Consider the following 24,651-nt stretch of genomic DNA (forward strand, 5'->3'; position numbering starts at 1 on the left):
GCTAAAGCACTTCCGTAGTATTGCGACTAGATACGAGAAATTGGCTCGTAATTATAAGTCTATGCTGTATCTAGCTTGTACTATGATTCATTGCAAACTGAATTAGGGACACGCCCTAAAATATATGCCTGCATTGCGGCAAACGAGCATCCCAATAATATCGCCTGTTGGCGCACTACCCGTTTGCTCAGTAAACGCTTGATTTAAGCGATGATTAAGTGCTTGAACAGAATTTGAACGACAATTACCATGCTTGTCACTCATTGAGCAATTACTTAGGCTATTTACCTCTTGTAGAGGTAGACCTTGTAAGTAATCATCAGGACAAAACTGCTGCAATGCTTTTTTCTTTGCTGAAAATAATGGTAATCCTTTGACCAGCCGCCCTTTTGAAAGCAACTTTTTTAAAAGCTTATTTTTGCTACTAATACCTGTACTTACTTCAGGAAGCTCCAGCCCTTTAGCCAATGCGCTGATATTGATGCCCCAATAACGGTATGGGTACGCAAATTTATGCACACTTGGCAGTAACCGACTGTGCCAAGTCGTCCCATGGAACAACTGATGGGGTAACAGGTTATTAGGCGTGTCGGTTTCAATAGACATAGCACTCTCTTAAATAGTGTTCGTTAATCTCACTGCCAAAATCACTGCATTTTATGACGGCCAAATAAGCGACGCTTTCGCTTTGGTTCATCACTTTTAACAGTCGGTTGTAAACGTTCAATGTACTCAATCAGCTCCTGATTAGTAAGCGCCGTGACAACCTCACGCTTATTAAGTGTGCGCAATTTGGTATCTGCCTTTACCGGTAGGTCCTTATAACGAAACGGCGTATGTGCGCTCTCGGCATCAGGCAGATGAGTCGGATCAACCTCGTCTTTTATGACAATATCATGACCGAGCGCCTGACAGACACGTAGACCACTACGTACGCCATCTTCATGAAAACCATTAAACCAATAGGCACCGCAAAAATGTGTATGCATGTCGTTACCAGAGATACTCGACCATCTGCTTTGCGCCTTAATCATCGCTTTATCAAACACAGGATGGCTATAATCGATACGCTTAATGACGTGCTTCTCATCAATATTTTCATGAGCGGTTTCTGGATTCAGCGTAACCAAATAATTGTGCTTTTTGGTCAGGCGTTGCAAAATATTCATGTGATAAGTCAGCACTGGTTTTGCTGATGTTTGCGCTTTTTTAATATGGTTTTCAGTAGCTGATTGTCCTGATTGTCGCGCAGTTTTATTTGCGAGATTCTCATCAATCAGATAATTCCAGCTGGCCCACGCCAATGGCTTGTTCGGTAGGACACTGACATCGGTATGCAGTACGGCGGTATTTTTGGTAAAGCGAAAATGTCTGAGCACCTCATTTTCATCCTTACTGGCGTCTGTTAAAATTTTGAGCGCGGTGTCTGCATGACAAGCAAAGATAACTTCGTCAAATACCAATTTTTCGTTCAAGCTTTCGATATTGTTGTCAGTAATGCTTTTATTTTGAACCGTCAATAATACTTGCTCACCATCGCGAACCACAGACTGTACGGGACTGTTTACTCTCACCTTACCGCCCGCTTTGATGAAGCGTGGAATTAACTTATTGACGTACTGTTTTGAGCCACCTTTGATCGTAAACCACTGCGGACGATTAACCACATCGAGCAAGCCATGATTGTCAAAGAACTGTGCAAAAAACACCAGTGGGAAGTCTTGTACTTCATGCAGACTGGTTGACCAAATGGCAGAAACCATTGGCAGCAGATAGTTGTCTATAAACAGCTTGCCATAGCTTTTTTCTGTGAGATAGCTGCCCAGCGTTTGCTCAGTAAAAATACTAACATCTTGCCCGTTAGCACGTGTCATTTCGTAGTCTTGGCGTAGCTGCTTGATATGTTTATTGAATTGTAAAATATCTTTGATAAATTGCCAAAACTTTGGATTGAAGGCATTCTTACGCTGCGATAATAAAGTATTGAGCGTGTGACCATTGTATTCAAAATGGCGCGCTGTATTCTTTACCGAAAAGCTCATGTCAGTCGATTGAAACGGCACTTGTAGCTCATGCAGTAGACGAAAGAAATTGGGATAAGTACGCTCATTAAAGACGATAAAGCCAGTATCTATGGCACTGTTTTCCACATTGCTGCTCTTTGCTTTTTTGCCGTCTTGTAGCGACACATCGATGGTATTTACATGGCCGCCAATATAATCATTAGCCTCGAACACTGTCACTTCATGTTGCGCCACCAGATAATGAGCGCAAGTCAATCCTGATACACCTGAGCCAATGATAGCAATACGTTTTTTAGCTTGAGCGTTAGTCGTCTGCTTTGAGAGGCTGCTGGCTTCATGAGAGACTGTCTCTAGGTTCTTACGTTTACGGCGGTTAAACAGCATTGATGCGTTCCTTTCCATATTTTTAGTAATTTATTTTTTGCAATTTTTCAATATAAACTATTTTTTATTAATTTTTTCACTGACTTGCTGCCACACCAAATCTGGCAACGTCCCCAATACCTTCAGCGGTAATGTAAGCTTCTTGGGAAATTCAATCACATCGTGACCACTCACGATACCATCACGAATAGCTTTGCTTGCCTGCGCTGTTGTTTGGATAAAGGGCATGGGAAAATCATTTTGCTTAGTCATTGGCGTCTCGACAAAACCAGGCACGACCAAGCTTACCGACACATCATGCGGTGCAAGGCTAATTTGCAAAGTTTTCATTAGATAATGGATGGCAGCCTTTGAGCTGCCATAAGCTTCGGCACGAGCAAATGGCACATAAGCAGATGCTGAACCAATGCCAACCAAGCGACCTTTTGAGGCGATTAATTTTGGCAATATCCCTTCGATAGCATGTGACAACGTACCCATATTTACCGACATCACTTTCATAAACGAGGCGCTATCGAAGTTTGGCATGTCCAGATATTCGCACATGCCAGCGCCACAAATCGCCAAATCAACCTCTTCAATTTTTTCAAAAGCGTCGATAACTTTATCCCGATCCATGAGATCTAAGTCAACCGTTTCTGCGCCTAATGACTCAAGCTCAGCCAATGCGCTATCGTCTCGACCAACGGCATAGACATGATGACCGTCTAGTAGATAGTCTTTTGCCAATTGATTGCCAATACCAGACGTCGCGCCAGTAATAAGTATATGTAATTTCTTAGTAGAGTCAGTCATCGTAAACGTCCTTTTATGTATGCTGATAGTACACAACTTCCCATGCATTCAGGTGTCAAATACTTGCTTATCATCTTTAGTCAGCTGATGGCATTAACCTTTTTTTATTAAGGTATCATCCATTTTATTTATTAAATCTAAACAATCATAGCGCACGGCTATCGATTTATTGTTGTGGTTTCGCAATCAATGCGTCTCTTAATTGACTGAACCTGTCTACTCTCGCGCACTGGAAAAATTGCTCTTAGGTCTGTCGTTTTATGTTACTAGCCTTATAAGACAGCCTAATTACGGCATGCTACAATACTAAAAATCGAAATTAGCTTTACATTAAAGGGCTGATTAGTCAGCGTATTTATCATGAAAATATCCAACCTGTTAAAAGCGCTTATGTTTATTAACGGTTATTTATTTTCAAAAATCAACTTCCGTTGCGGCAGTTTTTGAAACTGCCTGATATCGTGTCCTAATGACATCTCAAACGTTATACAATTAATGATAGTGCTTCACCAATCCCACTCCACTATAAAAAGGATCTCTCATGAGCGAATTGCAACTCTCTGACCGCGTCAACAACATCAAGCCATCGCCTACGCTAGCGATTACCAATAAAGCCAAAGAGCTAAAAGCAGCTGGTAAAGACATAATCGGTCTGGGTGCGGGTGAACCTGATTTTGATACGCCAGAGCACATCAAAAAAGCAGCAATCGATGCCATTAATGATGGTTTTACCAAATACACCGCTGTCGATGGTACGCCAGAGCTCAAAAAAGCCATCATTGAGAAGTTCAAACGTGACAACAACATCAGCTATGAGCCCAATGAAATCCTAGTATCGGTCGGTGGTAAACAATCATTTTTTAATCTTGCGCAAGCCTTTATCAATCCAGGTGATGAAGTCATCATTCCAGCACCTTACTGGGTCAGCTATCCTGACATGGTCATCATTGCAGAAGGCGTACCAGTCATCGTCAAATGCCCCGCTGAGCAAGATTTCAAAATCACCGCTGAGCAATTAGAAGACGCTATCACTGACAAAACTAAAATGCTGGTACTAAACAGCCCCTCTAACCCAACCGGTATGATTTACACGTTGGATGAGCTAAAAGCCATCGCTGACGTGCTGAAAAAGCACCCACAAATTTATGTTGTGTCAGATGACATGTATGAGCACATCCGCTGGACGGGCGATAAGTTCTACAATATTCTGAATGCAGCACCTGAGCTAAAAGAGCGGGCGATTATTTTAAATGGCGTGTCAAAAGCATATGCGATGACTGGCTGGCGTATTGGTTACGCTGGTGGCCCTGCCAAGCTGATTGGGGCGATGAAAAAAGTACAATCACAGTCAACCTCATGCCCAACATCGATCAGCCAAGTTGCTGCCGAAGCCGCTATCAGTGGCGATCAAAGCGTGCTCACGCCGATGGTAGAAGCATTTGAGAAGCGTTGTGATCTAGTCGTTGATGGTTTGAACGCGATTAAAGGTATTACCTGCCTGCGTCCTGATGGCGCTTTCTACGTATATCCTGATATCAAACCACTCATCAAAGCCGCTGGTCTGTCATCATGTACTGAATTTTCAGCATGGTTGTTAGAGAAAGTTGGCGTTGCAGTGGTGCCTGGTGACGCCTTTGGTCTTGGTGGCTATATGCGCATCTCTTACGCAACTGATGAAGCGACGCTAAAAGATGCCTTATCACGTATCGAAAAAGCGGTGGCTGATCTAGACGTTGCTGAATAAAGACTAAACAGCCACTGTCTTAAAATTACTACGCTTAAGTATGTGCTTAGAAATGTGCTTATAAACGAAGACGCCACCTATCCTTTATGTGGCGTCTTTTTTATTCATCTCACAATTGGGAGTTTTTTTGGCAAAAAACCTCGAAAAAAGCCTTATCCCCCTATTAAAATAATTATCTTTGATAATTATGCAAAAAAGGCTTGACGTATTTTTTATTTTTGCTAGAATACGCCCCACTTAGCAAGAACTCGTTAGAGGCTTCTAAGGCTCGTTGTAAGGTTTTAAACACTTGCAGCTTATTCTCCAATAGCTCAGTTGGTAGAGCAACGGACTGTTAATCCGTGTGTCCCTGGTTCGAGCCCAGGTTGGAGAGCCACATTTTAGTTGTAAATTTCTTGAATTATCTTTAATTCAATTATGGCATTTGCCAAAACCCTCATCTCTTTGATGAGGGTTTTTTTATGGCTATTATTTTTATTGGCATGAAGAAACTTATATAAAACTCAGTAGAAAAATAAGTAACCAACGATATAACACCCATTACCTTGCTGTCCTAACGGTTTCTATTTCAGCACAACGTACGCAGCTGAAATAAAAACTGTTAAAAAAGTTAGCATTTAAAGTAAGGAAAATAATTAAGGTAGAAAAATTGAGATATGAGCTTGCTCTTTGTTTTCTTGAATCACATTGTCGTATGCTGACAGCTGCTCATTCGAGAAACTATTGGTAAACTGCCACATGGTCGCAAATATCGCGGTCAACAACACTGCCATGACCGTGAGTATGACCCATAGTGGCGTTTCGCTCGTGAGCGTGTGTTTGATTTGGTCCGGTATCGCCCAAAATGGCGAAAACTCGTTCTTATTACCCCGTAGATGCTCAATTTCATCCCCTAAGCGTGAGATAAGATAACGAATTTTCTCGGGTGCTTCTAAACGATACTTCCCTTGAAAACCAAGTAGCATCGCATAGTGATAGACCTCCAGAGCAGGTAGACGCCTCTCTCCTTGCTCGCGTAGACCATCTAAACGCTCAAAGAACTCATTACCAGCAATTTGTGAGCCGAATAAATCCAACTGCAAAGGATTTAGCTCCCAAGCATCTTTGAGAGTTTGAAACTCTGGCTCTTGCGAGGTCATGATGGTCTCATCAATCAACGCACAATACGCATACTTGGCTTCATGGATATCTTCTGACAGAAATCCTTTTTTGCGCGCATTCATCTCGAACTTATCTAAAAAATCATATATTTTTTGACGAAATTGTCGCGGCTCTGTACTGAAATAATGATTACGCAATAAAAACACCAAGTAAAAACCGTCATACATGATGTCTACCAGCGACTGACTACTGATACGCTTATCTAGACCAGTTGCTGAGACCTTTGAAGCCACTTCGCCTGAATCTAACAACGAAGGTGCAGAACCCATTGAATTATTCCCTGACATGATTATTCCTAATGCTTATTATTTCAAATACTATTGAGGGCGTGTTCTCAAAATGAGGGCGCGCCCTAGTGCATACTCATCTTGCAACCTCAGCACCTCTAGAGACAAAAAGAATTACTGTACGATAGCCATCAGCTCTATTTTTAAATCATCAAAACCATTTGGCACATAAATACAGATAGATTCAGATTTGAGCATTTCGTCATATAGCTCGCCTACCGGTTCGATGGTGAAGTAGCTAAAGCCTGGTCTCACTGGTATCGCACTGGGTACTTGGCTGACATGTGAAATAGAAGAGCCTGGCAGCGCTGATAAGACACGTTTTTCTACTGAGTCAGGCGTCGCAATTTTAAATCGGCGTGGTACGATGTCGATGAGCTCGTGCATCGGCAATGATGAGCTAACAGACAGATACAGCTGTGAGCCACGCGTGATCTTGTCACTACTTAGCTCGCCTGTATAATAAGATGGCTTATTTTGACGTAATGGAATCGAGATAAAGTTACTGGCAATGACGGTATTGAGTAGCTCACGAATGATTAGAATGATACTGACAAATGAGTCATTGGCATTATCGTGATTATAAGAAGGTAAGTCGCCCACCTTATATAATGAGCTAAAAGTAGCCAATTGGCTGGCGACATTTAATAATGCTTCATAAAGGCGCTCTGGATGTAGTTTGGCATTATTATATAAATGACTGAGCTGAGAGTATGCGGTATTTAGCGTATGCAATAGCCAAAAAGAGGCAATATCTGAGGAGCGAAACTCCAGTAAGTCATTGTTAGACTGACGATGATGGTCATACAGTGACGTAGACTTGGTATTAATCATCGTCATCAAACGATATACGTGACCAATAAGCGCAGGGTTACTCGTAATATGCACACTTGGGACGATATAATCATCATCTACTTGATAGATGCCTTGAGTGGTACGCACGAGCTTGGCTACCAATAAGGACACGGTATCTTGACTAGGCGCTTGCGCAGAATGGCTTAATTGCAAACTTGGCGACAGTTTAATCACGTCAATGACTGCTTCAGCCGCTTGGCTATATAGATCTTGTGCCTCAATAGCGCCCCTTGCATAGCGTGCTGGGTTGTCACTACGATCCGTCTGTATATTGCTGCCGCCACTATGGACAATCTCTAAACTCAAAAATACGAAAACTTCATCGCCATTGTCTGGGGTATCTAAGGTAATGGCTTTGGGTAAAGTGTCGGTACGAGGTGCATGATATATCGTGCCATCTGGCAATACCGCATAAATACTTTGAAAGCTTAGTAAATTGCTTTCCAAAAGTTGCTTATCAATCTGAACATCAGATACGCCATAAGCATAAGGATGCACCAGCATCATACTCAAAGCGCGTTGCGAGTCATGATAAGTGTCTTGAATCTGAAAATGTTGGGGTCGCAAAAACAACCCTTCTCCCCATAATACCCTGTGTTTACTCAAGACAATCTCCTAAGAACAGCTGACTAGTGGCTGCTGATAATATTTAAGTTTGGTGGTAAATGTAGGTGCCAGTGCTGGGTCAACACCCTCAGTAATGCTGACATCGCATCCACCAATATTGATCGCCAGTGGCGTATCAAAATTGAGACTGGCAAGTGGGATAAGAAACTGTGAGCGCTTTTTGGTATATCTCAGCCCCACTTTAATAGCGATAAAGCGCGCGTCTTGTGGAATGTTCACAGTCAGACTGCTCTCACGATTTGGGATAATACTGATCTCTTTGGCCGCCAGTGCTTCAATATCCGTAAACTGACTCTCTTCTTCCAAAAATGCGATATAGGCAGTACTTGCTGTGCCTACTTTGGTACGCCCTGCATTGGCATTAGTGGTGGGTTTGATATTTAGAGTAATCTGCTGACGCTTCAGTTTTTCTTGTAATGCTTGCTGCTCAGCACTCATGGTCGCCAGCTGCTGTTGCTGCAGTTCTAGCTGTGCTTTTAGACTTTGCAGATCAGCACTATTTTTGCCATTATCAACGATATGGCTCATGGCATCTATAGTAGGAGGCTCGCCTGCCAATGCCGATACCTTGCCATTTGACTTGCTCAATTTATCAGTGCTGCATCCGGCGATCGCACCACTTAGCAAGCAAGTAGCAGCGATTAATGATACTGGCAATATCATACATTTATTCATACTTTCAGTTTACCTTAGCTTTTTATTATCATTATTGACTGGTCAAAATCTCAGCCATTTCTGGGCGACCGAGCACGCCTTTTTTGCGCAGCTCGACATGCCCAAGATCCATCATACGCCAATCACCACCCCACACAAGTCCGGCAGATTTGGCTACTTTACCATATAATTTATAGCCTCGCATTGCCCAAGGATCCTTTTCGCTTATGATAATTTTACCATTTCTGATAAAGGCGCTATCGCCTGCCAAACCAAACTGATGATAGCTCTTGTATGATCCTGCCTTCGTTACATGAGTGCCTTTTTTCAATAGTCTTGCTTGCCTTGCAGGGCTACGATAGCCTTCTAACAGCACCATGTCATAGCCATATTGGTCACTCATTACTTTATATACAGTCAACAGCCGTTGAACAAAATCCGAGTTCATTTTTTGCCAATTACGGTCAGCATTTTTGATATTGATATGACCATTGTTTAGATGTGTAGCCAACATATCACCTGAATAGCCAGTGCTATGATCTTGCGTGTTTAAGTCAGACAAGTCAGGCTCAGGGAGCATTAGCGGCCTATCAATCTGAGGTATATTTGTCTGATTATCTGGCCAATACCCTTCCTCTGTCTTGTCAGCTCGATAGCTTGCAACCTCGGCTTCTAGTTCAGCAAACAGCTCCTCTGGCGGAGGCGACGGCGGACGCAGACGCTCTCCTATGAGTAGTTGACTGATTTGCAAATTTGTCGTGCTAGCCACGGTATCGTTGGCATGATAAACCTCCAGAGAATGATTGGTAATCAGGGCATAACACAATCCAACCGTTGCCATGACAATCAAAAAAGACAATGCCGATATCACTGGAATACGAGAAACATCTATATCCGAAATAAAACGAATAAACTGCTTGATACGATAATGAAATACCTTCTTTGGTGTCTTTATTGATGGACGCTTGAATTTTAGGCTAGGCAATCGATGAAAAAACACCATTACTTTATCTAATAGTCGCCCACATAGCTGCCGATCAAAAAGCATGACCATCATAAGGATAGAGAGCAATGTAAAGACCGATACAGTCAAGTAAATCATAGGCAAGAGTCAGCGACAGTTGAGACGATAAAAACAAAATAATAATAAACAGGCGTTGATAATTATGATTTCGTCAGTATTATATAGACAAATCATCTCCTTTTAAAACAAAGCTAACTTAATTACACTAATTTTTATTTATTGCTATCCATTAGCTTATTTATAGACAGCTTAAAAATACCATTTCATTATAAAAATTTACTTAATAATTCCTAAAACCCTCACTGGTTATCGATTTTATAGTTTAACAACGTTTTCAAAGCGATTCCTATCATTACAATCGAATCATAAAAAAGACAAATAAAGTTAACTAGTATAGTAAAAATAAGCTTATAGATATCATAAAATTTGAATCGCAAAGCTTGTCTACATGGTAATAATCATAAGAACAACCCAACAAATAGGGAGTTTAAATAAGTGGGCGCAAAAAAAATACTGTCATACGGACGATCTATTTTAGTCATGATTTTGGTGTTGTATCTCATTTTGGTCTGGATGTACTTTAAAGACAATGCGCGACAGCTGACCTCATCTGGCTTATTGCTATGGTTTGTTACCATCCCTTTATTGTTTCTTGGCTCTATCATGGCGCTCTCATGGTGGCAAAAAAAACTGGATAAACAAACAACCGATTCACCAGAGATACTTGATGGAACAGCAGATAAAACAGACGCTATTAAGCCGCCCAATACTTATCCGTTATTTATCTATAGCCGTGTCTGCCTACCAGAAGGAGACTGTTGGTCTGAAGTGGTGGACAATGATGCAGACCTAACCGTATTGAGCGAGGATTTGACAGATATTGATGGTATGCCAATGTTGGTCAAACCGATTGCAAGACTCCCTGATGCAGCCGCCCTACCATATCCTAATATCTCTGATGCCTATTCAGCAGATTCAGAGTTTGACGACAGCTATTCAGACCATTATTTAGATTCGAACAGTGATTTAGACAATAGTTTAGACAGCCATCTCGATGATGAGAGATTTACCGAACGTAAAGCCGCGTTAAATGATACTACCTTGCGTTTACAGGCATTAATTTATGAGCAGCTAGTCTTGAGCGAGGAGATGCTGTCTAGCCTTGCCGAATACTTTTACCAACATCACCAAAAAGATACGACTCAGTCCAACGCAGCCATTCATATTCATCCCGAATGGCAGCAACATTATTTGGTGAGTGCCAACGAAGTAAATAGTGAAAATAACAGCCGTAAAGAGAACGGTGATGACAAAATGACAGCAGCCTCTGCTGGTCATTTAACCAATCTTCCTATCTATCTATGCTTACCTGCCAGCGCCGATTCAGCATTTTTAATCGCGACCATAAAAGAACAGTTAGCAACTTACGGTATTCCTGATACACGGCTTGCTATTACGACCATCATAACTGACAGCACTGACATCGCAAACACCATAGCAGATAATAGCGCTAACAATACCCTAATTGCCACACCTGCAGATTTCATTAATAGACATCTGCTGCCTTTATCTAAATCAACTGCGCCGGATCTTTGCTTAATTCTCATTGCAGATTCACAGATAAGTGAAGAATGGTTAGACACTCATTTGTATGCTGAGCAAATGACCAATGTCATTCCAACTGAGGCGGGTGCGCTGTTGCTATTCTCGAATCAAGCGGCTCAAGAGCTACTCAATATTGACGCTAATACCCGTATTTTATTAACGGAGATAGGTACAGCTCATCGCACTGAGCTTTTGAGTGATAAACGTCGCTATTTGAATCATTTAACGACTATCAAAAGTCTATTAATAGACAATATGCTTTCACTGTCACCGACCGATACGACCACGCTAAAAACCACTGATAAACAGACAGTAAAGTCCACAAAAAAATCGTCTGATATCAATAGCAAAGGAAAAAACAAGACTAATGTTGCTATAACAGACATGACCATTACCGCTATGTCTGACATTAATCCATTAAAGCAGCCCTATGACTTATCAACGTATATGAGCTTTCTTGAAGCATTTATAGCACAAGGCGCTCTGGTAAACGAACATCATTTAGGGCATTATATGCCATTGAATAATTGGTTGAAGCCATTTATCAGCTTATCGTTATTCATTGACTTAGCCAAAGAAGACCAACAAGAGTCAGATAGATCATTTCTAATTACTCAACATAAGCACTGCAATATGCTTTGGTTGCTAGACTCTTCTCAAACATCTGAGTCGTAGTTTTAATGGTGTTTTGTCGTGGTAAATACTCGTTTTATTGTCTTAAGTTCACACTAGGTAGCACGCATGTTTTCAAGGTTTTTTCATCTTATCTATAACCCAAGAGTATTATTGGCGCTGGGGCTCATAGTCGCCCTAGTCTTACTTTATGATTATGTGACTATTAAAACCTTTGTCATAATCATTGGCGTCCTAATCACATGTACGGTGCTGGGGGCGCTTGGCTATTACCTGTGGAAAAAACGTAAGCTTGCCTCAGATGAGCTGGCAAACTTAGTGGAGGATAATGGCAACGAGAGCCAAGGTGACAATAGCCCTCATGTGGCCAAAGATGAAAACGCTCAAGAAGTGCAGGCGCTACGTCAGCAAATGCAAGATGCCATTAAAACCATTCGCAAATCAAAGATAGGCGATCAAACAGGCAAAGCGGCGTTATATGAGCTGCCGTGGTATATGGTCATTGGTAATCCAGCCGCAGGCAAAAGCTCTGCAGTGCTACACTCTGGCTTAAAATTCCCCTTTATGGAGCAAGGTAACAAGCTATCCGTTAAAGGCGTCGGCGGTACACGTAACTGCGATTGGTTTTTTTCGACTGAAGGTATTTTGCTCGACACCGCAGGACGTTACTCCGTTTATGAAGAAGATCGCTCAGAATGGTTGTCGTTTTTAAGCCTACTCAAAAAGAATCGACCTAAAGCACCGATCAATGGCATCATCATCGCGGTCAGTATCGCCGAACTCACCAAAAACGATCCAAACTATGCGTTGGATTTGGCCAAGAATCTGCGCAGCCGTGTGCAAGACTTAACGGAACAGTTAGAAGTTTATGCGCCTGTCTATGTGGTCTTTACTAAAATGGATTTGATTTCAGGCTTCCGTGACTTCTTTAATGACTATGAGCAAGAAGAGCGCAGCCAAGTATGGGGCGCGACCATTCCCTATCCTGAAGACCCAGAAAATATCAATATCACGGACGTATTCGAAGAGCATTTTGGTGTCTTGGTCAATGGTCTAAAAGACTTGAGCACCACTAAGCTATCCTTACGTCATCAGCGCACGGTATCTCCCAGTCTAATGACTTTCCCAATGGAATTTCAGTCGTTACGTCCCATGATACGGACGCTGATGCATGCGTTGTTTGAGGACAACCCTTTCCAATTTAAGCCCATATTGCGTGGCTTTTACTTTACCAGCGCCTTGCAAGACGGGCAAGTTAGCAGCCAAATGACGTTACAAATGGTACAAAATTACGATTTGCACCCACCTGCGATGCCGCTCAATGCGCAGCAAGAAGCCGCAGACAAGCCCTATTTTTTACAAGATCTATTTTCTAAAGTCATTTTAAAAGACAAGCATTTGGTCAGGCAGCATAAAAACCGACACAAGCGCAGTCATCGTGCGCTTGCGACGCTAGCTGCTGTCGTGACTTTGTGTGCGGCTGTCGGTCTGTGGACATGGTCTTATGCCAATAATAAACAGCTCACTGAGCGTGTCGTGGCTGACTTACAGCAAGTCGCAGCGCTACAAAAAAATTCTAACGGTGATTTACAATCCCAGCTCGAGTCGCTCAATATTCTACAAAGTCGAATCGAGCAGCTTGAAGGCTATGAAGACGACAAGCCGCTGTCTTTAAGTTTTGGCCTCTATCAAGGCGATAAGCTTAAGCAAAAATTGCTAGCAGAATATTATAACGGCATCAGCATCATCGTCTTAGCGCCAACCAAACAAAATATCGAAACGTTTTTGACCGAAGTAAATACCAATGCCGATCAATTAGAAGTCCGTACAGAAGACTCAAACACTGATGACACCTCTGATGCTGCCGTTAATGATGCTTATATCCAGTCGGACCCCACAGACGTTGAAGATGCTTATAACGCGCTCAAAGCTTATCTCATGCTTGGCAATCATGACAATTTAGAGGCCAGTCATTTGAGTGATCAGATGACCCGTTTTTGGCGCAACTGGCTCGAAGCCAATCGCGCTGACATGCCGCGTGACAAGATGATTCGCCAAGCTGAGCGTATCTTGAGTTTCACCTTGGCTCATGTCGACGACCCCGCCTTTCCATTGATCCAAAATGACTTAGGGCTGATAGACAAAACCCGTAGCAATTTATCCAAGGTTAGCAAAGGTCAACCTGCTCGTGAGCGGGTTTACTCTGAGATTAAAATGCGTGCATCTGCCCGCTTCCCATCGGTCACGGTTGCACAGATTACGCAAAACAATGCTAATGAAACACTGCTTGGTAGTTATGTCATTTCAGGCACTTTTACTAAAGAGGCATGGGATGCTTTCGTCAGTGATGAGATTGATAAAGCTGCCACTACGAGAGTGGTCGCCGATGATTGGGTGTTGGCCACCAGCAGCCAAGATGATCTTACCTTGACGGGTAGTCCTGAACAGATACGACAATATCTGGTCAATCGCTATAAGCAAGAATATATCAGTGAATGGAAACGTTTTTTATCTCAAGTGTATGTTCGGGATAGCACAGGCTTCGATGATCATGCGGTCTTATTAAACCAGCTGTCCAATGCCACAGAGTCACCGTTAAAAACTCTGTTTGAGACAGTAGATCGCCAAACTCAATGGGACAATAAAGCAGCCAATCAAGCAGCTGGCAATGGTGGCGAATCTCGTCGCTCATTTGTCAACTGGTTTAAGCAAACCATCCTGCGTCAAAGCCCTGCTGAGCTGCGGCAAGCAGAAGCAGCGATGAATAATGGTGGTAGCTCTAGTAACGCCGCGCCTGTAGCACAAGCAAGCTCAGGTGTGATTGCGCAAGAATTCTCCTCTATACATGCGCTAGTAACGCCAAGAGAAGAAAATCAGGATCTGTCATTATTAGACAGCTATTTAGTCAGCTTAGGCGATATCAGAACCCGTTTTAACAATATCGCTCGTAGTGACGACATCGGCCCTGATGCTTTGTTGTTTGCCTCACAAACCCTCAGCCCCGAAGGCTCAGAGTTAACCAAATCTCTACAGATATTAGATGAGCAGATCCTGAGTCAAGCCAACTCTGAAATAAAACAACTGGTTCGTCCGTTGTTGAGTGAGCCACTGACTCGTTCATTTAACATGCTGCTGACGCCCACTAAAGCAGAGATTAATAAAGTTTGGAAAGCGCAGGTCTATAAGCCTTTTCTCGATAATTTAGGCAGTAAGTACCCCTTTACGGCCAATGCAAACTTAGAAGCGACGCCTGCAGAGATCGGTCAATTCTTCGGCGAAGATGGCTATGTGGCGCGATTCGTCAACGAAACGTTATCGCCCTTTATCATTCGCCGCGGCGATCAAATCTCCAGTAAAATCTGGAATGGTGCAGGTTTGGGTCTCAATCCGCAGTTTGTCGCTGATTTTGGCCGTTACTTTACCAATTATACGGGTAGTAATAGTTCAGGTGCTGCTGGTGCGAATAATACTGGTGGCGCTCCCAATCAAACCACGTTCCAAATCATGCCTCTACCCGTCAGCGGTTTGACTGAATATACCATTGTGGTCGATGGTCAGCAGTTACGTTATCGCATGGGTACTCAAGCGTGGACAACGTTTGTATGGCCGAACCCAAGTAGCCAACCTGGGGCCAGTATTCGAGCCAAAGACTATGATGGCAGAGACTTTACTGTCTTTGAAGAAGCAGGTAGCTTTGGGGTAGAAAAGCTGATTAACAGTGCACGCCGTACTGAACTTGGCAATGATGTCTTTGAGATGGCATGGTCTGGTGACGGTATCACTATCTCTGTACGCTTTAGAATCATCAGCGGCAGTGGTAGTAGTACCACTACCGGTCAAGGTCGCTCTACCAATCCCTTTACCGGCATGAAACTACCAGAGGAGATTATTGCCCTTGGTGTCACACGTACAGCAAGGCCAATTTCTGATAATAATGCTGTTGATGGCGACACTCCTAATGCGGGTTCCGGCACCAATCAGCCAGTACCGACTGGCGAGCAAAATACAAGCAATGTCACGCCGCCCGCCCGCGTATCTACTGTAGCCCCTAATACCAATAGTGAAAATAGTCCACCAGTGCAACTGCCTACTGATACCACGACGGCTACTGATGATCGTTCAGCCGTGACTGAACAGCAGGAGCAAACGCCATGACTCCAGACTCCTTGCCTTTAGTATATTTTGGAAAATTGCCTGCTCGCGGGGACTTTGTACGGGCGCGCGCTCATATCTCTGAGACCAATGCCATTGATGAATGGGTCAGCGAAGCGCTAGCCGTGTCGGAAAGTGTATTTAGCGGAATTCCGATAGACAATGTCAGTAATCATAACTTTGCCTTTTTAAATTTCAGTCATATCGATACTAGAGCTAATGAGATTATTACCGGTGTTTTGATCCCTAGTCACGATAGTAGCTATAGAAATTACCCATTGATAGGTTTTGGCGTGCTTCATCTCGATAAACCGAAAAACTGGATGAACTATCTGCCCGTCAAGTCATCAGCGCTTTGGAATGACACTTATGAAGTTTTAAGTATGGCTAAATCCAAAACTGACAATAGCGATCTGATGGAGCATCTCAATCATAGCCAACTCAGCATCGATAATAATGCCAGTACTTACTACTATGATTTTATCAATACCACTACGTTGCATGATATAGCGATCTTAATGAACATCGATAAAGCGCAGCTGATACAGCAAATCATTGCCACTGGCCTGTTATTTTTACCCACCTTTACTAAGGGTTTCCATGGCTTGAATAAAGCCATCTGCTGGTCACTTACCTCTGATAGAGAGAACTCGATACACATGGCCACTTTTTGGCACGATCTCATCAATGGTTTTTATCAGCCACACCAGCTCTACTTGAATACCTACTTATATCGTGTCGCTAATTGCTATCGCCTGCTCATGAGTTTTACTAAACCCGATGGACGTATACTCAAGCAAATATCAGAAAGTGAAAGAACTTATCCTGAAGATTGGGTAGTCATCGCTCATAGCGACTGGACTCAAGGCTATATCGATGAAGACATTGGATTGACACGGTTTAATAAAGTATTGTTACAAGACAATTTATATCTGTATGATACCAGGCAATTGTTTAAAAAAACTTTTTTAGCACAATAAATAATAGCTCACGATAACTGCTGATTCGTAACAGCTGATAGTAGCCGCCATGCATCATACCCCTGCAATTAGTCACTGCTCAACAATAGACAGATTAAAAAGGTACTTGAATGAAAGTCCTCTCTAGAATAACAAAATCCAAGCGAACAAATCACACGAAAAACCTGCTATTAGCCGCTGCTATCACACTACCTATGAGCGCCGTTGTATTTGCGGAACATAACGACACTCATGTGACAAATAATTCACAAAATGTGCCAGTGGTCATCAAAGGTGTGGTCGCTACCAGTTCAGACAAACAGCAACTGCTCGACAAACTAAAAGCACAGTATCCTGATAAACCTGTCAGAGATGAAATCGAAGTACGTTCGAACATCAGTATACCAACCAACTGGCAACAGATAGCCACGACTATCATTGATAGCGATATCTCTAACATTCGTCAGGGGCGTATCGACATTCATGGGACGACCATTAGCTTACATGGCAAGGTAAGCAGCCTTGAGCAAAAGCAAGCCATTCAAAACCGTATTCACTCGCGCCTAACTGATCTCTATCAATTAGAAAACCAGCTGGTCGTGGTAGAAGGTGAACAACGCCTCATAGACGAGACTTTAGGCAACCGTATCGTCGAGTTCGAGTCTGGTAGCACCAATCTAACGCCGATGGGTCTTGGTATCTTAGACGATATGGCAGGGGTGTTACAGCGGGTCGGTGATAAGCCTGTTCTTATCACCGGTCATACCGATAATGTCGGCAATTCTACTGCCAATCTTGCCCTATCAAATAAGCGTGCAGAAGCCGTCAAACAATACTTGATCGGTCGAAATATAAATGCGACTCGTCTCAGTACTACTGGTAAAGGAGACTCAGACCCTATCGCTAGTAACGACAACGAAGAAGGTCGCACTCGCAATCGCCGTATCGAATTTACCCTTAATGAATAACATCGCTATGTAGAACGTATGACGATAATGGTCACTAAGCAATGACGGTTAAGTGCTGATAGCTGGTTTGATAATTCTGAAAAACATACTGTCATTGCTACTAGAGATATCGATGCTACAAAAAACACCAATGCTAAAAGAGAGCCACTGCTAAAAAAATAGGGACATAACTATGCTACGCTTGACCAATACCGTGCTGCCTATGCACCCTGATCGGCTCTATGCCAGTGAAGGCAGCACTCAAGCGCCCTATCCGAGCGCTCGCCAAGACATCAATGCTCATGGTGCGTGGCAAGATAAGCTCATGCATAGCGCTGATGAAGCCGATATCATTGCTCAACTAAACCCCAATGGTAATCGCCAACACCAGCAGCACGGTATCGACACTTATGTGCTACACGTTTATATCCATGAGCGGCATCACCCTCCTTTTACGCCATTAACCAATCTCATCGGTAGCCCTCTGACCTTGAGCTTTGATATTCCAAGTGGCCTAAGCTTTCGTCATCTTTATATAACGGCTGTGCATCAGCTAGATCATGATGGCAGCTACGGCTATTATCGCCTGCTCGCCCAGCCCATCACTTATCGTCTGCATCAGCATATACGCGGTCACATTGATACTCATTTGACTGTACAAGCGATGGTAGCAGAGCGCACGGCTACGCTGGATATAGAAATCATCGATGACAGCAACAATGGTGAAGATGCTAACTGGTCACCAGCACGCATGACCCAGTGGCAAATAAGCGACTGGACACATATTTGCGAGCGGCTTGCGCGTCAAGGACTCACAGCCTATCTGCGCCATGAGCAAACGAATGAGCACAGTCCACCAAAGCTCATTATTACCACCGCAGATCCAAGTGATAGCGATGGAATCAGCCTAAATATTGGCGGGCTGCGTTACCAGCAAGTGTTACATGACCGTGTCCATGCACCTGTATTGGCATTGAGTGAGCAGGTCATCACCCAACCAAATTCAGTAACGATGCAGCGTTTTAATAGCAGCAGTGTTGCACACCCAACGCAGTCCGCTGACGTTGCGATGAGCAGTAACTCTGATGAAGTAAGCCATTCGAATAACCACACTCTCACATTAGACACACCAGCTGCTTTTGCGCCAGTAACAGATACTGAAACCATAGACGAAGCAACCATCGTGGCAAACAGTCATCAAAATCGATATAGCATCTATCATGCCATAGCCCATGCTACGGATTTGAGTGTTGCTGATACTTTTATGCTTGTCGATCACAGTGCGCTCAATCAGCACTACCGTGCTACTCATATCATTCATTTGGCACGCAATAGTCTGGCGCATGTCACAGGGCTGACCCAAAGCACACGCCACCAACAGCGTCATGCGTCGACATTAGCATCTGGCATTCATTTAACTCAGCTGTGCCTCATTACCGCTGATACCCCATGGGTCGGTCACCTATATAGCAGACATGCCCTACCGCCGATGACAGGTATCACCGAAGCGCAAAGCGATATCGATAGCCGTAACCATATGACGCCCACGCGCAGCTATTTACTGGATAGTCCAGCTCAGCCTATCAACCGATTGGAGGCGCAAGCTGGCGCGAACTACGGCACCCACTTCACCCATAGAGCGGACGACCAAACCCTGATGCAGTCTATCGGCGATAGCGAGCATCTAATTAACACTGGCAGTTTATTGTCATCGAGTCGCCCTAGCCTATTTGCCACGGACAACGAACAAGCGATTGAAAGCGGTTATCGCAACACGGGCAACGGCCTGTCTGAATGGGTGACTGACCACCGTACAGAAAAAGCTTACTCTCAGATAAAAATAGACAGTGCTGGGATATCTGCCAGTCTAAAGATGGGGGTCATCAATCCATCAGACACCGCCAAACGCGAAGGCATCAATGCGACTACTAACGCTCAAATCAATATAAAATCAGGCGAAGCCCTCGTCCTTTCCACTCAACCGCAAACTCATACGCAATCTGGACAGCATAACTACCAGCAGCACACCCCGACTCTGACTCAAACTGGTCTTGGAGGTCAGCACTTAACTGAGCGGTTAACGCAACTGGCGACAGGGCTTGGACGTCATGTCAATGACCACAAAGCGATTAAGACGCAGCTTGAGACTATCGCAGAGGAACAGCAAACCAAAACCCATCAAACAATGCCATTCGCGCTGATCGATAGCGCAGCAGACAGTGCTTATGCCAGTGACGATACGCTGATTCACAGAAGCATGGGTGAGATGGTCTCCACCACGCAGCAAGATATGATGATCAGTAGTGGAGAGAGTCATAGCCAGATCGGTAGCGAGTCTCTAAATATCATAGCCGATGGTCAATTTAGCATGACCAATGCCAAAGAGAATATCACCCTCTCCGCCCATACGGGTAAGCTTGAAGCCACGGCTAAGCAGGATATAAACATCGCTTCCTCGACCAAAGAGGTTGAGATAGTAGCGACGAATAAAATTACGCTGACGGCTGGTGGTGCGAGTATCACTTTAGATGGCGCAAATATTACGATAGCGGCAAAGCAGTTTACGGAGAAGGCTGGTAAGCATAATAAGTTTGGGGGTGGTGTAGATGGGTTGGGGTTGGCGGGGTTGCCTGATGAGAAAATATTAAGCACTCTTTATAGTATCGCATACAAGTTTACAGATGATGATGGAAACCCATTAGCATTTGTTGAATACGAAGCTACTAATCTTACTACTGGTGAGCAAATATCGGGAAAGACTGATGAACATGGAATAACTGAACGTTTTTCTTCAAATAACCCTGAAGAAATTGAAGTTTATTTAAAGCTTGATGAAGACGATAACGTAGTTGAGTTGCATGAAATAACTGACGATAGCATTTAGGACAAAAAAATGGGTAAAACAACTACAAAAGCCTCTTCAAGATTAGGAACGCTTAATCTCTACAATCAAAGCATTAGCGTACCGACGCTAGTAAATTTTGAATTAACAACCGATCTTACTATAGGTGCAAATAATAAAGGAACGGGCGTAATTGACAAAAAGGGCTTAGTATTTAATAAAACTTATAAGTTCTTAGCTAAGTTAGCAGGCTCGAAGAAGGGTATCGAAAGTACGAAGATAGTTTGGGTTATTAAATATATGAGCCCTAGTACCTCTAGGAATAAGTTTATAACGTTAAAGGCAATAACTGTAGGACCTGAGTTTACGCTAGAGTTGAAAGACAAGTATAAAGATATGGCAGGTTGTGAAATCGAAATAAGTTGCCATATGCAAGCACGACCGAAAAAATCTGTTAGTAATAAATACTTTGTACATAACCGCTTTAGATATTTTGATGGCAAAAAAGTCTTGACTCAAGCACAGCAAAGAATGTCTAAACCTTGGTTAATTGATCAGGCACAATCCTCACTCTGCGGCATGGCCTGCCTATACTATATTTTAATACAACGTAGTAGTAGCTTATACAAAAAAATAGCGGTAGAGCTGCATAGAACAGGTATTTACGAACTAAGTAATGGCTATAGTATTAGGCCTAAAAGCTCAATGTATGACATAAAGCCTGACGATTCTGACTACAAAAACATGAAAATGGATGAAGTTGATTGGATAGTGCTAGCCTCTACACGTAGTAGTGAAAGCAATCTAAGATACGATGGTATCGAAACTGGGTCATTTGACCAATTAGGCGCTGTAAACTGGATGGGAATGCTTACTCGCATGTGTAAAGAGGTGGCAAGCTATAGCAGTACAAAAAGTCATGATTTGGGTTTATTAGATGTTGGAAAGACAATAATTAATAAGAGAAATTTTAGTATAGATAAATTATTTGAAATGGATAAGAAATATAAATCTGGTAAAAAAATAATAATGATGATACAGCCAAAAATGATTAGTAACAATAAAGGCGATAGAGATATTAACTCAATTCACTGGATAGTTTATGAAGGCGGTTTACAGCTTTTTGATGGCGATGGACGTAATGTATTAACTGATTCTTTACATATTGGACGTGTAAAATTCAACATATTTACTTGGGGTGAAGAGCCCAACAACTCTCCAAGAGATCTACCGAGAAGAGGTATTAGCGTCACTAACTTTTCAACTAACTATTATGGTTACATAGAGGTCTATTAATGAAAAATATTAATTTTACAATATTCATATCCATTTTATTAACGGGTTGTATTGCTAAAACTAACGTCTGTTCACCGTCTATTCAACCAACAATCGAATTACAAGACTTTCAGAGGCTGACTAAAAACGATAAAGCTCTTTTCCATACGCTCGATAAAAATGGAAAAAAAATTAACAGCTTTAAACTAGAATATATTATTGATTTTGATGGCTATACAGTTATTTATTTTGATGATAATAATGCTCTAGTTCCAAACCATGCATATAAAATGCAATACAATGATGATGTATATTTCGTATATAATATCAAGCTTGCAAATAATGCTAGACATCGATATTGTGATGAAGAGACTGTATATAACGTTAATAATTGCGAATCAACAGGTCAAAGTTTAACCTTTAATCCTACATGTGCTATTCCCACTGACCAAGCCGATAGCTATTTTGAAAATACAGTTAAACCAACTTTGTAAATAATGTTCAAGCAGTAACTAGACCTCTTGCATAAGTCAGCGCTATCTGTAGAATCTTCGTTATTAAGAGTCAACAAAATATCAATTTTGAAAGAGGTCTACTATTGATACGACGATCAAACCCTCATGCAGTCTATCGGTGATAGCGAACATCTGATTAATACAGGTAGTCTGCTGTCATCGACTCGCCCTAGCCTATTTGCCACGGACAACGAACAAGCGATTGAGAGCGGTTATCGCAACACGGATAACGGCTTAGCAGAATGGATTACTGATCATCGCAAAGAACAAGCTTACTCACAGCTCAACGTCGCTGATGGACAAGTCGCTGCCAGTCTAAAAATGGGTATTATCAATCCTGCTACAGATGGTGCTAAGCGCCAAGGTATTAGTGCCACTACCACTGCGCAAATCAATATTAAGTCTGGTGAAGCACCCTGACCCCTGCCGTCAAATCCGTACAGTTAAACTTGGGAGATTTTAGTTACGCAGCCTGACGATGATAATCAAACCACACCTGCCTTGCCGATTTATAGGCCAAACTCTTTTGAATCCTCGTTTGGTTATAGTACAGCTCGATATACTGTGTGATCTCGTTGGTCGCTGTAAACCTTGTTTTATAGTCTTGGTGATACACTAGCTCATTCTTTAATGTGCCCCAGAAGCTTTCTATGGGTGCGTTGTCGAAACAATTGCCTTTACCACTCATTGAGCCTTTGAAATGATGCTGCTTGATGATTTTGTGATAGGCATGACTACAATACTGACTGCCTCTGTCAGAGTGCACAATTAATCCTTGGCTTGGGCGTTTATTCTTAATTGCCATATTGAGTGCACGGCATACTAAATCTGCGGTCATGCGTTTATTAATAGCATAGCCGACCAGCTCTTTGGTGTATAAATCTTTGACTCCAGCTAAATACAACCAGCCCTCATTGGTCCAGATATAAGTAATATCACTGACCCACGATTCATTAGGACGCTTAGCATCAAATTGCTGATTTAATATGTTTGGATAGACAAGCTTATTGTGATCGGAGTTCGTGGTGACTTTAAAACGTTTGTGACGACGGCATTTGATGCCATGTTCTTCTTTAATGCTTCTGACCATATACAAGCTAATATCGTGCCCTTGCTCTATCAGCTTTGCGTGCAGTCGATCAGCACCATAGCGCTCACGAGTTTCACTGTGAGCAGCTCTAACCAGTAGCTCAGACTGGTTACGATGTATCTGTTGCTCACTAATATCGCGATTTATCCAGTCGTAATAGCTTGATGGCTTAACCTTTAGCACGCGGCACATAGTGGTGATGCTAAAGAAGTGCTGGTTATTTTTGATAAAGGCGTACCTGACTAACTGTGCTTTGCAAAGTACGACGTTGCCTCACTCGAGCATAGCTCTCCCCTTGCGTCGGGGCGAAGTAGTGCTTCGCTTTATCCCTCCTCATTTAGGATCTCTCGTTCCTCTTCAGCAACTTTGAGCTGTCGTTTAAGACGCTTGTTTTCTTCGATCACCGCCATGAGTTCAGGATCATATTGAGCTGTTCCTGCAAGTTTGCCTTGATTGGTTTTATTGTGCCAATTAGATAAGGTCTGCATGGCGATACCAAGCTGCTTTGCAGTCGCTGAAATATTCCCATCGTTGTCCGCTATCTTCTTGACGGCTTCTGCTTTGAATTCTGTGCTATAAGTTCTGATTTTCTTGGTCATGGTAAACTCCTTGTCAAGTCGCTAGTTTACCAAGTTTAGGTGTATGGTTTCTTCAGCATAGCTCAGTACGTCCCATAATCAGAGGAAGGACATTAGTCCTTCCTTAGTATGCTTGGTCATAAAAATAATGGTGCATTACAAAATCAAGAGGTTCCATATGAAAAAGTTTATTCTGTTTCTATTTTTTGCACCTTTAGGGTGTTCAGTAGAAAGTAGTGCTATTGAAGACGTGCCTAATATCGCAAAAAGTGAAACTACTTTTATTGAATCTAGTATTGAAAATAATTGTACTGGTGAACCTTTATTATTAATGTATGAAGAATTTGTCAAACTGGGTATTAAAGAATCAAATTTATTAACTATAGTAAGTTTAATATAAAATCGATACAGCCCATATCATGAAATAGTTTAGGCAGATTATTTTCCATCCATCCTTGGCGTAGAAATTTAGCTTGTGCCCACTTCTTCTCGATAGGATT

At 42.6% G+C, this 24,651-nt stretch carries 17 protein-coding genes, 1 tRNA gene and 2 pseudogenes; 12 read left to right on the forward strand and 8 right to left on the reverse strand.

The window, feature by feature from the left end; genetic code table 11:
- Positions 1–106, forward strand: a pseudogene (locus ACP7AE_RS13320) (IS5/IS1182 family transposase); the annotation flags it as partial.
- Here the strand turns inward: ACP7AE_RS13320 and ACP7AE_RS13325 are convergent.
- From ACP7AE_RS13325 to ACP7AE_RS13335, 3 genes are read right to left on the reverse strand one after another with little or no spacing between them, the layout of a single operon-like run.
- A complete protein-coding gene (locus tag ACP7AE_RS13325; protein WP_426243659.1) occupies positions 103–606 on the reverse strand; it encodes a DUF1365 family protein in 504 nt (167 codons plus the stop codon). The pseudogene ACP7AE_RS13320 and the gene ACP7AE_RS13325 sit on opposite strands and share 4 nt — an antisense overlap.
- A gap of 41 nt (positions 607–647) precedes the next feature.
- Positions 648–2,408, reverse strand: coding sequence for an NAD(P)/FAD-dependent oxidoreductase (locus tag ACP7AE_RS13330; protein WP_426243661.1), 1,761 nt, complete (start codon positions 2,406–2,408; stop codon positions 648–650).
- A gap of 57 nt (positions 2,409–2,465) precedes the next feature.
- Positions 2,466–3,203, reverse strand: a complete 738-nt coding sequence (locus ACP7AE_RS13335) for an SDR family NAD(P)-dependent oxidoreductase (protein ID WP_201539962.1) — start codon at positions 3,201–3,203, stop codon at positions 2,466–2,468.
- A gap of 541 nt (positions 3,204–3,744) precedes the next feature.
- Between ACP7AE_RS13335 and ACP7AE_RS13340 the strand changes: the two genes are divergently transcribed.
- Both ACP7AE_RS13340 and ACP7AE_RS13345 read left to right on the forward strand, forming a co-directional pair.
- The gene (locus tag ACP7AE_RS13340) at positions 3,745–4,947 is read left to right on the forward strand and encodes a pyridoxal phosphate-dependent aminotransferase (RefSeq protein ID WP_201614082.1); all 1,203 of its coding nucleotides are present in this window, start codon (positions 3,745–3,747) and stop codon (positions 4,945–4,947) included.
- A 300-nt stretch (positions 4,948–5,247) separates the two neighbouring features.
- A tRNA-Asn gene (locus ACP7AE_RS13345) sits at positions 5,248–5,323 on the forward strand.
- A gap of 259 nt (positions 5,324–5,582) precedes the next feature.
- On the opposite strand, the gene icmH is transcribed toward ACP7AE_RS13345, so the two are convergent.
- The 4 genes from icmH to ACP7AE_RS13365 form a co-directional block, all read right to left on the reverse strand.
- Positions 5,583–6,395: a type IVB secretion system protein IcmH/DotU gene (icmH, locus tag ACP7AE_RS13350; RefSeq protein WP_060491495.1), complete on the reverse strand. Its 813-nt coding sequence runs from the start codon at positions 6,393–6,395 to the stop codon at positions 5,583–5,585.
- A 114-nt stretch (positions 6,396–6,509) separates the two neighbouring features.
- Positions 6,510–7,856: a type VI secretion system baseplate subunit TssK gene (gene tssK / locus ACP7AE_RS13355; protein WP_201539964.1), complete on the reverse strand. Its 1,347-nt coding sequence runs from the start codon at positions 7,854–7,856 to the stop codon at positions 6,510–6,512.
- Between the two features lie 9 nt (positions 7,857–7,865).
- Complete coding sequence (locus tag ACP7AE_RS13360) at positions 7,866–8,552, reverse strand: hypothetical protein (RefSeq protein ID WP_201539965.1); 687 nt, start codon at positions 8,550–8,552, stop codon at positions 7,866–7,868.
- Between the two features lie 31 nt (positions 8,553–8,583).
- Positions 8,584–9,633, reverse strand: coding sequence for a M15 family metallopeptidase (locus ACP7AE_RS13365; protein WP_227676417.1), 1,050 nt, complete (start codon positions 9,631–9,633; stop codon positions 8,584–8,586).
- A 417-nt stretch (positions 9,634–10,050) separates the two neighbouring features.
- Between ACP7AE_RS13365 and ACP7AE_RS13370 the strand changes: the two genes are divergently transcribed.
- From ACP7AE_RS13370 to ACP7AE_RS13405, 8 genes are all read left to right on the forward strand, one after another.
- Positions 10,051–11,835, forward strand: a complete 1,785-nt coding sequence (locus ACP7AE_RS13370; protein WP_426243665.1) for a hypothetical protein — start codon at positions 10,051–10,053, stop codon at positions 11,833–11,835.
- A gap of 66 nt (positions 11,836–11,901) precedes the next feature.
- Positions 11,902–15,948 (forward strand): type VI secretion system membrane subunit TssM, encoded by a 4,047-nt coding sequence (tssM, locus tag ACP7AE_RS13375; protein WP_426243667.1) that lies wholly within the window; start codon positions 11,902–11,904, stop codon positions 15,946–15,948.
- Complete coding sequence (tagF, locus tag ACP7AE_RS13380; RefSeq protein WP_201539968.1) at positions 15,945–16,925, forward strand: type VI secretion system-associated protein TagF; 981 nt, start codon at positions 15,945–15,947, stop codon at positions 16,923–16,925. The genes tssM and tagF overlap by 4 nt, the downstream gene beginning before the upstream one ends.
- Before the next feature lie 233 nt (positions 16,926–17,158).
- Positions 17,159–17,872, forward strand: coding sequence for an OmpA family protein (locus ACP7AE_RS13385; protein WP_045451536.1), 714 nt, complete (start codon positions 17,159–17,161; stop codon positions 17,870–17,872).
- Between the two features lie 172 nt (positions 17,873–18,044).
- A complete protein-coding gene (locus ACP7AE_RS13390; RefSeq protein WP_426243670.1) occupies positions 18,045–20,735 on the forward strand; it encodes a DUF2345 domain-containing protein in 2,691 nt (896 codons plus the stop codon).
- Between the two features lie 9 nt (positions 20,736–20,744).
- Positions 20,745–21,989: a hypothetical protein gene (locus ACP7AE_RS13395; protein ID WP_201539970.1), complete on the forward strand. Its 1,245-nt coding sequence runs from the start codon at positions 20,745–20,747 to the stop codon at positions 21,987–21,989.
- Entirely contained in the window at positions 21,989–22,462 is a 474-nt protein-coding gene (locus ACP7AE_RS13400) for a hypothetical protein (RefSeq protein WP_201539971.1), read from the forward strand. The genes ACP7AE_RS13395 and ACP7AE_RS13400 overlap by 1 nt, the downstream gene beginning before the upstream one ends.
- Positions 22,463–22,588: 126 nt before the next feature.
- The gene (locus ACP7AE_RS13405; protein WP_201539972.1) at positions 22,589–22,903 is read left to right on the forward strand and encodes a hypothetical protein; all 315 of its coding nucleotides are present in this window, start codon (positions 22,589–22,591) and stop codon (positions 22,901–22,903) included.
- Between the two features lie 43 nt (positions 22,904–22,946).
- On the opposite strand, the pseudogene ACP7AE_RS13410 reads toward ACP7AE_RS13405, so the two are convergent.
- Positions 22,947–24,172 (reverse strand): annotated as a pseudogene (locus ACP7AE_RS13410) (IS3 family transposase).
- Between the two features lie 157 nt (positions 24,173–24,329).
- Here ACP7AE_RS13410 and ACP7AE_RS13415 point away from each other — a divergent pair.
- Positions 24,330–24,551: a hypothetical protein gene (locus tag ACP7AE_RS13415; protein WP_201539973.1), complete on the forward strand. Its 222-nt coding sequence runs from the start codon at positions 24,330–24,332 to the stop codon at positions 24,549–24,551.
- Positions 24,552–24,651 lie beyond the last annotated feature (100 nt).

The organism is Psychrobacter sp. TWP2-1-2, from assembly GCF_049896785.1.
Lineage (GTDB): Bacteria > Pseudomonadota > Gammaproteobacteria > Pseudomonadales > Moraxellaceae > Psychrobacter.